The organism is Candidatus Thiosymbion oneisti (genome assembly GCF_004359955.1).
Taxonomy (GTDB): Bacteria; Pseudomonadota; Gammaproteobacteria; order Chromatiales; family Chromatiaceae; genus Thiosymbion; species Thiosymbion oneisti.
In genome coordinates, this window is the sequence record NZ_SMSC01000013.1 from 75,272 (window position 1) to 86,645 (window position 11,374).

Genomic DNA, 11,374 nt, shown 5'->3' on the forward strand with positions numbered 1-11,374 from the left:
GGGTAGCCCATCATGGCGATCCATTGGCTCCTGCCCTGGGCGGTTGCGGCCACCCTGGGTTTCATCTGGCTGGCGCCCCTGTGGCCCTGGTTACGACCGGGCGCAAAGGGGGGATCCGATTGGCGCCGAGCGGTCGTGATCCTGGCGCTGCGTGGGGGTGCCATTGGGGCCGTATTGGCCTTGTACCTTACGGGCGGGGTTTGGGAACAAGCCGTGGAGCGCCGGGTCCCGGCCCCCCTGGAGGTGTTGGTGGATGTCTCCCAGAGCCTGGTGGACCCCGATCGGGGAGGCGATATGGATGCCTATCAGGCCCGTATCGAGGCATTCGTGGAGGCCCTGGTGGAGGAAGCATTACCCACTGCCCTGGAGCCTCGCTTCCATCTCTTCGCGGGCGCCGGCATCCAGGTGGAAGCGGAGACCGATTGGGCGGCCCAGATACCCGCCCTCGGGCCTACATCCACGGATCTGGAAGGGATATTGGCGCGAATTGCCGCGGGCGGCGAGCACGACGCCCACCCGGTGCTCTTGATCACCGATGGCCGGCCCGCCCTGGAAGGGCGGCCGCAAGCGACCCGCCGAGAGGCGATCCTGGCCGCTGCGGCCCGGTCACGGCGACCGGTGTTCGTGGTCCCGGTCGGTGCCGATCCCGCCTGGTGGCCGGAAGCGACCCCAATGCCCCGGCTGAGCCTGATCGATCTGCCCCGTAATCGCCGGCCGGGGGAGGACAGCCGGCTGGGCATCTCGGTACAGGCGCAACGGCCCGAGCAAGGGGCGATCGGCTATCTGCACCTATACGCGGGTACCATCCCGCTGCTGTTCCAGTCCCAATGGTCCTGTGGCCTGGCTGCCACGCCACGGCCGGGGGCCATCATCCTGGCACCGGATCATTCCGGCGATCCCATCCTGCGCTGCCGTTCCATCAAACTCCGTCCCCCGGAGCGCGAGGGCCTGATTCAGCTCACCCTGGCGATTACCCGCGAACAGCAGAAGCCGAGGCAGTCACTGCCCCGGTTCCCGACGGGGAGTGAGCTGGTGAACCGCTTCATCGGTCTCTACCCGCCGGCTCGGGTCCTACTGTTGGACGGGGGCGACGATGGACCACCGGAATTCATCACCGGCCTCTTCGACAGCCGGGACTGGCGGCGCGAGGTAAAGGCCCCGGAGGCGCTGCAAGAGGGGGTCGATTTCATGGATTATGATCTGGTGGTCTTCAACGACCTGGGGCCGGCCCGGCTGACGGCGGATGCGGAGCGGCGCGATGCCCTACTGGGCCGATTGCGGGACTATGTCCGGGCCGGCGGCGGGCTGGTCGTCATCGGCGGGGCGGAGACCTTCGGTCACCAGGGCTATGCCGCTACCCCCATGGCCGAGCTCCTGCCCGTAGAGCTGCATCCTAAGGGCTCGGGGGGAGGTCCCCCTATGGACGTGGTGGTGGTCCTGGACGTCTCGGCCAGTCTCTACTATGACCAACCGACCTTCGAGCGCGCCATCGGTTATCTGCTGGATTCCGTGACCACCCTCTCCGCCGGCAGCCGGGTGGGGGTCCTGGGCTACAGCGACGAGCCCCATGAGCTGATACCTCTCACCGGGTTTGTCGGGCGCGATGCCCTGAAGGCGCGCTTGGATGGCGCCCTGGAGCGGCTGGACCGGGAGTTCGAGCGCTGGTCCCGAATCGGCCTGGCCCCCGAGGGCATCGCCCTCTACGGCGCCCTGGAATCCGCCTACCGCCGGCTGGACGCCACCCAATCGGATGCCACCCAGTTGCACACCACGGGCGCCCGACGCGAACAGGACGAGCGGCCCGAGCAGCGGGTCCTGCTGATCGCGGATGCCCGTGATCTGGACCCCATGGGCCTCGAGCACTGGTGGGTAGACGACCAGGGCCGTTTTCGCCGGGAGCACACCCGCCGGCTCGCTAAACACTGGCTCGATGCTCAGGGCATCGTACTCAATGCCTTGGGCATGGTGAGGGGAGAGACCTCCCTGCCACCCCTGGAGCAGCTCCAAAACCCGGCGGACGAGGAAGCGGCCGACACCGATGCCATGCAACGCTATTGGAGTGGCATACCTGGATATAAGCACTTGTTGGCTATCAGTGAGGCCGGAGGAGGAACCGCTTATCTGGATCGGTTCCAAATCCCCTTCGGGCGGCTCTCCCGCCGGATGGTGGATTATGCGGAGGAGCGAAAACGGCCCCGTTTGAATCCCTCCCACCTGTTCTTCGCCGGGCTACCCGATCCCGGACCCCATCTACCCAGGGTCTCCGGCTATGCGGTGACCCCGGAGAAGGCGGGCGCGGAGACCGTCATGTCCATTCGCCATCGGCCCCAGCTCGGCCCGGTGCGGGATCTGGCACTCTGGAGCAACTGGATGTTGGTACGGCGCCCGGAGACGGACGAGACCGGCGCCGTGCGCCGCGGCGCCTTCGGGGGGCGGGTGGTGGCCTTTATCTCCTCCTTCCGGGGGCTGGAGGCCGAGACCCGTTTTGTCTGGGAGGGCTTTCGCACGGCCTGGCGACGGGCCATGGCCTGGACCCGGCGGGACCGGCCCCGGGATCTGATCCGGCTCCAGGTGCGGAAGGCCGGACCGGAGACGCTCCAGATCCGCGCCCAGGTGGATTCCCTGGATGGGCTGGATCTGGACTCCTTTCAAGTGGATGTGCAGCGCCTCCGCCCGGCGACGCCGGGGAAAGTCCCGACCGATCCCTCCACCGCCCCAGAGGAAGACCCGCAGGACGGGGCGGACCTAGAGGACACAGCATTGCCGGAGCCCAAGGTCTACGACCTGGGTCGTGATGCCGAGAACGCCTGGCAAGGCCGGATCTCCATCCCGGTCGATGCCGATCGCTTGAAGCTCGTGCTGCGCGCCGAGGGCAAGCGGGAGAAGGGTGACAGGGCTTCGATAGAAGAGTCCGCCGAGGTCATCCCCGGGCTACTGGCCCCGATCCGGGAGCCCTTGACCCTGGCCCAGGGACCCGATTCGGAACTCCTGGAGGAGCTGGCGGAACTCACCGGCGGATCGGTCATCCCCTTCCAGGACCAGCCCCAATGGCCGGCGGAGCTGGCGGTGGAGGATCGAACCCTGGAGGAAACCGACCGCACAGATCTGCGTTGGTTGCTGATGGCCCTGTTTGCCGCCTTGCTGCTGGCCGACATGCTCTATCGCCGCTACGGCCTGAAACGGGAGCTGCCGCCATGAGCCCGGCCCGACTCTGTTGGATATCCCTGGCATTGATGGCGCTATTGCTTCCTAGTCCGGGTATTGCCTGGGATCCGGAGGACCCCTACCACGACCGATTCCTGCATCGCTTGTTGCGGGTGCTGGTGGAGGCTCGATCCGGAGACAAGGCCAGCCTTGCAGTAGCCAAGGGCGAGCTACAGAACGACCTGACCACATGCAGTGACAAGCTTCGAAACGCCTTGGCAGAGGCAGTGATCCATTACTTTGCCACCACCGACTGGGAGCACCTGGACGATGCCATTCATCTGCTCCGGGGTACGGCACGGCTGGTGGAACGGCACTGGAAGGAGGGGGAACAGGAGATCGAGGCCATAACCTCCGGCGCGCTGGAAGACAAATGGCTCGCCCCGCTTGCGCAGGAGATCGGCCGTTACTTGTTCGAGTCTTATCGACACCAGGCGCTGGTGGTCATGGCAGAGGCCCTGAAATCCAAGGCAGCAGTCGCAGATTCGCTCCCCGGCGAGCTGGAGCGTAATTTCCTGCTGGGGTCATATTTCCGTCTTGGGCGGCTCCAGGAATACCTGGACTCCGGCTACGAAGTAGTTTCTGGGTGGCGCATAACGGCCTTGCGGCGGCTTGGTCACAAGACAGAGGCCCGGCGTGAGCTGGAGCGGGATATGGAAGCTGGGACAAATAACCCGACGAGTCTGGTGTTTGCTAAGACGCCTGCCGAGCGGGAGCGGATCTGCGGGCAGTGGCTATCCACCGACCAAGGCACGCCTCGCCTGACCCAAGAGATCGAGGCCTCCGCTGATGATCTAAGCAATTGGTGGTTCCTGCTCTGCGGCCGGTTTGAGGATGCTATCCGGCTCAATCGACGCTGGGAGTGGCGAGATGGCAAGTGTAGTGATAAGAGATATCCTGGTGATATAAATGGTCACTCCAATGCCGCCTTGGCCCATGCCTATCTGGCGGCTAAGGGGCGCCGCCAGGGCAACCCAGCGGCCACCCGCCGACTGGGACAGGCCGTTGCAGAGACTCGCAAATGGCTTTATATCGATCAGCTGGCAGGCCGTTCCTTAGTTCATGGGATCACCGACGACGATATCCCCATGTACATGGTGCCACTGCACGGTTGGAACCCCGAGATCCGGGTCATTCTGGGCTTGCTGGAGCAGGCGCGGGGGAATCCGCAGGCGGCGCGGGATGCCTGGCGGCGGGCCTTGCAGGACCAGCCACCCCTGGAACCGCCTCTGGATCAGGCCTGGCAGGATCGGCTCGCGGATTGGATCGAGGCGCTTGGGACGGCGGGAGACTGAGCAACAGGCGGTAGGCTGGGTCGAGGAACGAAACCCAGTACCCGTAGGGTGGGCTGTGCCCACCAGCTAGGCACGGTATTGGTGGGCACAGCCCAACCTACCTGACTTACGGCAGAGGAAGACCGAGCAACAGGTCGAGCAGACCGGCGGATTCCGCCTCGCTCTCGGGACCGGCCAGCAGGATGCCGGCGCGAGCGCAGGCCTCTGCCGTCGGCGCACTGGCGTGGGCGGCCTGCTCCAGGCGCCGACGATCATCGCCGCAGGCGACGAAGGCGTCGATCCCGCCGGCATCCATGGATGATCGGGGGTCAAGTATCGCAGGTGTCAAGACCGCCTGGATCGGTGCGGGCAGATCAAGGCCCGCCCATCCCTGTTCGGCCACCATGCCGGTGACCGCCGGTGCACCCGCTTCCCACAGCCACCACCCCAGCCAGACCCAGGCCCGGAGGGCATCGGGTTCGGCCTCCGACCAGGGCGCATCGCTGCCTTGGTTCCGCAGATCCCTCAGCAGTAACCGGCCCAGGACGGCGGCCTCCACTGCCCCCGGCGCGGCCGCCTCGGCCCAGGCCTCCCCCAGGGCACCCCGGTCGAGCCGTGCCAGATCATCCCAGCCGCGAATCCCTAGGCTCTCGCCAGCCCGCATGACTTCAGCCCAACGGACCTGTGCCAACTCCCGTGCCTCGCGCCGGAAGGGTGCCTGGGCCAACCGTCGATAACGCCGGACCCTGGGCGTGCCGCGACTGGCCGGCAGCTGTAGCCTGCCCCACCAAGGCCGTAGTAAGGCGCCGAGCCTGACCAGATGCCCAGCGGTCGCTTCCCGGCCGTCTTCCCCGGCGGCAGCGACCAGTCTCGGCCAGGTGGGGTCGGGGCCCAACGCCAGCAACAGGGCCAGATCGCCGTACAGGACCTCCGGCTGGCCCCGATCCGTATCCCCCTCCAGGATGGTCTCTAGGTGCGCCAAGGCCCGACCCGGATCCCATTCCGCCAATAGACACAGCGCCTGGGTGCGCCAGCGCGGCGGGATTGTCTCCGGTTCCAATACTTCCGGCAGGGCCGGGTGCCAAAGAGGAAGGCGTGCGACCAGTCTGATCCAGGCCCTCCATAGCGGGTCGTCACTTGTCATCTCGGATCTGGCCCGTACCCAGAAGGTGTCGTGCCAGTCTCTACCGGGCCGGGTGAGGGCGAGCAGCAGGCCCGGTCCCAGCCGTGGCTCCGCCAATAGCCACTTGCTCGGCTCCGGCCAGTCGGCGGTGGGCTGCGCCGACGCCAGCGATGACACGGCGACCATCCAGATGTGGCGTGCTAACTCCACCACCGAGGGATTGTCCTCCCAAGGCAGGATCAGGAGACAACGCGCCAGGCCGTGGATCGCCTCCGGGTCACGGGCCGTTTCGATGGCCTCGGCCATCGTCTGCAGGATGGCCTCTCGGCGTCGACCCTTGAGGCGTTCCGTGATGAATACGGCCACCGGGCTCCAGCAGCCGGGCCGTTGCGCCCAGACCGTGCTTACCCAAGCGCCGAGGTCGGTGCCCTGTACATGCAGCAGATGCTCCGCGGCCAGATATTCCTGGAAAGAGGGGTGGGTAAATCGCCATCGGGGTCCGTCCTCCTCATCATCACTGGCCTCGAGGATCCCCTGCGAGCGGGGTGGTCGGAGTGCCTCCGGCAGCGGCGGCAGCTCCGCGGCTCCCTGATGCAGCCCATGGGCCAAGCTGGCGAGGCCCAAGAGGAGTGCCTGCCCGTCCGAGGGGTCTCTCTGGTCCACGTCCAGTCTGAGTATCCACCGCAGGTAGCGGTCGTACAGGTCGGCCCGGTATAGCCCGACCGGCAATGCACCGCGTGCGGCGAGTCGGGCCCAGAGGGTCAGCTCCAGGGGCGTCCGGAGCCAGGTCTGGTGGGGGGCTTCCATGACCGGTATCTCGGCCTCCCCTGCGCCGCGCTCTACCAGCCAACGGCGAAAACCCTCCCGGTCGCTCAAGGGCAAGGGGACCATGGTGAGCGTCGCGGGCGGAGGTAGCTCTTTCAGTACCGGCAATGGGGTACGGCAGGTAATGAGAAGCAGAGAGTCCACGGACTCGTATACCAGCCGGGCGAGCTGCTCGGCAAGACCGGCCTGCTGTGCAGGACTGCCCAGCTCGTCCAGACCATCCACCAGGAGCCAGGCCCGCCTGCGGGTGAGCAGCCGGTGCAGGAGCCTCACCGGTGGGGCGTCCAGGAGTTGCCGGGGTGGCCACAGGGCGTCTAGATCCGAGAACTCCGCGGCCAGGATCGCGCCAGGATCGAGGTCCCCTGCGCGTATGAGTATAGGAAAAGGGGCGCGAAGACCGAACCAGCGCATATGGCGCTCGGCGAGCCCTACCGCCAGATGTCCCAAGGCGATGGTCTTGCCGCTGCCGGGCTCGCCTACCAAGACGAAGACGCGCTGTCCGGCCCGGGCCAACCGCCGCAGGGACTTCAGCAGCGATTGCGAGCCGATGACCTGGTGATCCGGCCCACGGATACCGAGCGGGAAAGGATGGAGGAAACAGGAACGGGAACCTGTGCCGGATTCCACTGGAAAAGGCAGTGGGTGCAGATCGCCCCGCAGCAGCCGTTTGGCGGCCTGGTGGAGGAACCAAAACCGTTGGAGAGGACCGGCTTGGACATGAGGGGACGGGTCCTCCAACGACGATGGCGGCGCAGGCGCATCGGCGCGAAGCTGGCGAATGAGGGGGGTCAGATCACGGTGCTGGGGGTAATCTTTCAGGTCAACGCCGGGAAACAGTCGGCGTAACTCGGGAGGCGCGCCGGAATAGCTCGCACCGGGCAGAAGGGCGAAGATGAGGCGTACGGAGCGATCCTGCGCGTAACGTGCCCATAGCCACTGTATCTCCACGTCTTGCACTTCCCCGATTCCTCCAGGGCCGATGAAGACAACCGCCTTGGGGGAATTTTCGAGGGCATCGTGAATGGCATCGGGCCAAGTGCCCTTATCTGCTGTGATATTGGTAGTGTCCAGAAAGGTGGCAATGCCCGCTTCCCGAAGCCGGGCATCGATGGCGGTGACGAGTTCGCGGTCTTTGCGGTTGTAGCTGATGAAGGTAAGTTGTTCGGATGCATTCGGCACTGTCACCCCTGGTTGCCCCAGGTTCTCTTTGGGGATCAATCGAGCCTGTCCGCTCACTGAACGAGGCTGAGACCCAGAAACAAGACGATGACGAGCAGCAGGGTGCCGTGGAAATAGCGCAAAGTCAGGCTCCTTGTGGTCTCCCACCACAAGGCCGGGGTCAAGAGTTCGGTCCGCATCGAATAGGGGGCCGGCGTGTCGTCGCCGGTGATGACCCGTTGGTAGAGCCCCCGAAACAGGCGCTCCTAGGCCAGGAAGTAACCGTCGAGTCCCCACAAGGCCAAGACGGGCAGCAGTGCTACACTGACCTGCAAGGGTTCCAGCTCATCGGCGGCTACGGCCAGAAGCGCTGCCACGAGAGTGACATTCCAGCCCTTGAGCAGGAAGGAATTACCGGCCATCCGGTTGATGACCCCTTGCAGCAGATCGAGGTGCTTCTCGCTGATGGGGGTGGTCACAGTAGGTCCTCCCTCTGCAATCGGGGATGGTGGATCGGTCCGGAAGCGGCGTAGCTCCCAGCAAGCCTATGCCTCTACCCGGTCTTTCCCCAGCCGTTGCCGCAGGTCCTGGACGATGAGCGCAGCCACGAGGCTCTCGTCGTCCGATGTGTGGACCTCGCGCCGCGCCTCCGGCGTCAGGCCATTGTGCTCCAGGTCGATGCCTGCAGTGGCCTCGGCGATCAGCCGGATGGTCTCACCGCCCAGTCGGCCGATGAGATAGGCTGGACCGTCAGGATGGTGCGTGCGGAAACGCTCGTATTCATCGCGGATGCCGGGTTTCCCGCCGCTGAAGCCGGTGGTCTTGCCCCCGATGAAGACGGCGGCTTGGGCCTGAGCGGTCATGGGGTCGCGCAGTTGGACCAGATCTGCCTCGATGTCGAGGTTAGGGTCGCCGAGCCAGTGGGTATCATCGAAGACGGCGTTATCGGCGGTCTCCGGGGGTTCCTGCCCGCGAAAGCGCTCGAGCTGGTAGAGGCTGATGGACGGCTTGCGATCGCCGAGTGCCTTGGCGGCCCGGTGCACCAAGGGCGTAATGGTTGGGTGGCCACCGAAGATAAGGGGTATGCCCGCACCGAGCAGTGAGCGCACAAGTACGGTGACATAGCCGTAGATACGCTGGGCGTTGGGGGTACCGGCAATCTCGTCCGGAATGCTCGCGGAGAGTAGTACCGGGGTGTGTGAGCGGTCGGGTAGTGGGCTCGACATGGGCTTGGTTGTCAGGTAACCGGCTGGACTAAGTTCGCCAGGTGACTCGCGACTTGGTCCAACGCCAGGATTTGCAGCGGTTCGGTCCCCCGCGCCCAATCCACCGCTGCGCACTCTTCATCGGAGAGCGGGCGGCCGCGATGGACGAGCACACCGTGATCGATCTGGCCCCCCAGAGTAGCGCAGCCGCGCGAGAGGCGATAGAGTCGCATTAGATCATAGTTAGCATCCTCGAACTCCAGCAGACAATGGACGGCGCGCGGGGCCTCACCGATGCGTAGCAGCAACCGGCGTTTCCCCTGGTCCTCGATCTGCAGTGGAACCATGAGTTCGAGCTTGGCGAGCGTCTGCTTCAGACGGCGGTCGAAGGACCGGCGCGCGGCAAGTGTCGAAGCGATGTAGCGTTCCAGCGTGCGGAGGTTGGAATCCTCGTCATCGTGCCATTCAATACCCGCCAACCCCCGGACCTGGGGAAAACCATTGGTGCCACCGATCCGCACGCTGAAAAGCGCGACCCGATTCTCCAGGGCGATCGTCACCTCTTTTCTCACCCATTCGGAATCCGCGGCGTCCGGAGAGTCGATCAGGAGCAAGAAATCGCGATCCGGAATCGCCTGTGCGATACAGGATTGGACCGCTTCACCGGGCTCGATGGCCTCGTCTTCGGTATCGAGGAAGGCGTCATAGCCAAGCCTTCGGAAATACCGGTGAATCGCTTGGGCTACGGCGCTGCCGTCACTGCGCCGATAGGAGATAAAGAGCCGACAGTCGCGCCGAAACGGCTCCAGTCCCAGATGCCGCCGGATCGCCGTGAACACCAACTCGCCCGGTTGGTCGCCCTGGTCCCAACCGACGGCATTGAGACGTCCGAGGTAAGTGAGGTCTCCGGTCAGGCTGCGGAAATCGAAGGCCCGGTGCTCCGGGACGACCGGTAGGACCGGGAAGCCGCTGGGCTCGGCCCGGCGGGCGAAAGCACGGATCTTGGGATCATCGAGGGCCCTTTCCGTCAGCAAGAAGACCAGCACGGCGGTTGAGTGCTCATCCGGCAGGCTCGTAAGATCTCGATCCAACGTTAGTGTAGGTATTTGCTCCAGGGTGGCTGCAATCACGTCCGCCATGTGATTCCCGTCGCCTGCGGTGACGAGCTTGATGATTCGGTTATCCATCAGATACGCGGCTACTTGTAACGATGAACATCCACCCTGGACAGTGGCGTTACCTTCTGTTGTTGATTCGAAAACAACAAGATTGGAACACCACCTGCCGGTCCAAGCGAGTAAGCCGACCACTTTCCGTGACGCGAGCTTAGAGGCTGTCTAAAAACTAGGGTCTAGATAACTTTAGCATCTTCAAATGTATGCTAAGGTTATGTTATGAAAGGAAAAAACAAGTATTTCAGGCGTTCACACATTTCGGAAGCTAAATTCAGGGCGATTATACGTTATTTCGTGCACGATTTACCGGCCTCGAAAATCGCCGATCTGAGTGATATAAGCCGCCCGACGATAAACAAGATACTTTTAAAGCTACGAATCAGGATGGCCCAGGTTTGTGAAGATTCATCGCCCTTGTCCGGCGAAATTGAAGTCGATGAATCTTATTTCGGCGCGCGACGTGTTCGCGGCAAAAGAGGTCGCGGAGCATCCGGTAAAACGATTGTTTTTGGGTTACTGGAACGCCAGGGGAAAGTCTACACGGAAATCGTCCCTGATGCCTCCAAGAAGCAGCTACAGGCTGCGATCCGGGGCAAGGCATCCCTGGACAGCATCATCCACTCGGACGGTTGGAGAGGCTATAACGGGCTCGTCGACGTGGGGTACGAAAAGCATCTTCGCGTCCATCACGGTAAGAACGAATTTGCCCGCGGGAATTGCCATATCAATGGCATTGAATCATTCTGGTCGTATGCCAAACGAAGGCTTGCTAAGTTCAATGGTGTTCCCAAAGAAACGTTCTATTTTCACCTCAAAGAATGTGAATTCAGATTTAATCACCGAGAGGAAAACCTCTATGATAGAATACTAACTCTACTGAGAGAAAATCAACTCTAAAGTTATCTAGACCCAAAACTAACATATTGATTTCAAAGCGGTAGCTGGGTCAAGGGACTAAACTTAAGCAAACCACACTTGTCCGTAAACGCTGGGTTTCGTTCCTCAACCCAGCCTACCGTCTACTTTGGCCTATGGCCCTTTTTAGACAGCCTCTTGGAATCCACCGTAAATGGCCGCGATATTGCCAACGTCATCGCGCAGACTGCAGGATACCAGTCCTCGTTTTTGCTTCCAATAAGACCTTAATGACTAAATGTCAGGTCCACACGGATCGCAACCAACGCGTCGGGCTCAAGTCTCGACATAACAGTGCTGACAGGCGTCCGAGATCCGGTTTCCCTCCTGCCTATTCCGGTGCAGAATGAACCATTCCCGGAGCAAAGGACGCATAGGTTAGAGCGGGGTGTTATCCTCGACTCCAGCGATCGGGTTGGACAATCCTTACCCCCGATTCCACCACCGATCCGAAGATTCACGGTCTCTATAGCGTAGGGCGACATCCTTGGGTGT

The 11,374-nt window shown here is 63.2% G+C and carries 8 protein-coding genes; 3 read left to right on the top strand and 5 right to left on the bottom strand.

Annotated elements, in window-relative coordinates; translation table 11 throughout:
- The first annotated feature begins 12 nt into the window (after window positions 1-12).
- Window positions 13-3,198: a VWA domain-containing protein gene (locus tag E1958_RS09215; RefSeq protein ID WP_133511621.1), complete on the top strand. Its 3,186-nt coding sequence runs from the start codon at window positions 13-15 to the stop codon at window positions 3,196-3,198.
- The gene (locus E1958_RS09220) at window positions 3,195-4,499 is read left to right on the top strand and encodes a hypothetical protein (RefSeq protein ID WP_133511622.1); all 1,305 of its coding nucleotides are present in this window, start codon (window positions 3,195-3,197) and stop codon (window positions 4,497-4,499) included. The genes E1958_RS09215 and E1958_RS09220 overlap by 4 nt, the downstream gene beginning before the upstream one ends.
- A gap of 106 nt (window positions 4,500-4,605) precedes the next feature.
- On the opposite strand, the gene E1958_RS09225 is transcribed toward E1958_RS09220, so the two are convergent.
- From E1958_RS09225 to E1958_RS09240, 5 genes are all read right to left on the bottom strand, one after another.
- Window positions 4,606-7,644, bottom strand: coding sequence for an NACHT domain-containing protein (locus E1958_RS09225; protein WP_165741536.1), 3,039 nt, complete (start codon window positions 7,642-7,644; stop codon window positions 4,606-4,608).
- 14 nt (window positions 7,645-7,658) lie between these two features.
- On the bottom strand, window positions 7,659-7,784 hold the full coding sequence (locus E1958_RS21635) for a hypothetical protein (RefSeq protein ID WP_279381362.1): 126 nt from the start codon (window positions 7,782-7,784) through the stop codon (window positions 7,659-7,661).
- 66 nt (window positions 7,785-7,850) lie between these two features.
- Entirely contained in the window at window positions 7,851-8,063 is a 213-nt protein-coding gene (locus E1958_RS09230) for a hypothetical protein (protein ID WP_133511624.1), read from the bottom strand.
- Window positions 8,064-8,129: 66 nt separating this feature from the next.
- Window positions 8,130-8,810 (bottom strand): SLOG domain-containing protein, encoded by a 681-nt coding sequence (locus E1958_RS09235; RefSeq protein ID WP_133511625.1) that lies wholly within the window; start codon window positions 8,808-8,810, stop codon window positions 8,130-8,132.
- A gap of 11 nt (window positions 8,811-8,821) precedes the next feature.
- A complete protein-coding gene (locus E1958_RS09240; protein WP_133511626.1) occupies window positions 8,822-9,976 on the bottom strand; it encodes a toll/interleukin-1 receptor domain-containing protein in 1,155 nt (384 codons plus the stop codon).
- A gap of 207 nt (window positions 9,977-10,183) precedes the next feature.
- Between E1958_RS09240 and E1958_RS09245 the strand changes: the two genes are divergently transcribed.
- Window positions 10,184-10,861, top strand: a complete 678-nt coding sequence (locus tag E1958_RS09245; RefSeq protein WP_133510361.1) for an IS1595 family transposase — start codon at window positions 10,184-10,186, stop codon at window positions 10,859-10,861.
- Window positions 10,862-11,374 lie beyond the last annotated feature (513 nt).

Coding starts and splice junctions, on each gene's coding strand:
- E1958_RS09215 (WP_133511621.1), top strand. CDS start 13: ATGGCGATCCATTGGCTCCTGCCCTGGGCGGTTGCGGCCACCCTGGGT.
- E1958_RS09220 (WP_133511622.1), top strand. CDS start 3,195: ATGAGCCCGGCCCGACTCTGTTGGATATCCCTGGCATTGATGGCGCTA.
- E1958_RS21635 (WP_279381362.1), bottom strand. CDS start 7,784: ATGCGGACCGAACTCTTGACCCCGGCCTTGTGGTGGGAGACCACAAGG.
- E1958_RS09235 (WP_133511625.1), bottom strand. CDS start 8,810: ATGTCGAGCCCACTACCCGACCGCTCACACACCCCGGTACTACTCTCC.
- E1958_RS09240 (WP_133511626.1), bottom strand. CDS start 9,976: ATGGATAACCGAATCATCAAGCTCGTCACCGCAGGCGACGGGAATCAC.
- E1958_RS09245 (WP_133510361.1), top strand. CDS start 10,184: ATGAAAGGAAAAAACAAGTATTTCAGGCGTTCACACATTTCGGAAGCT.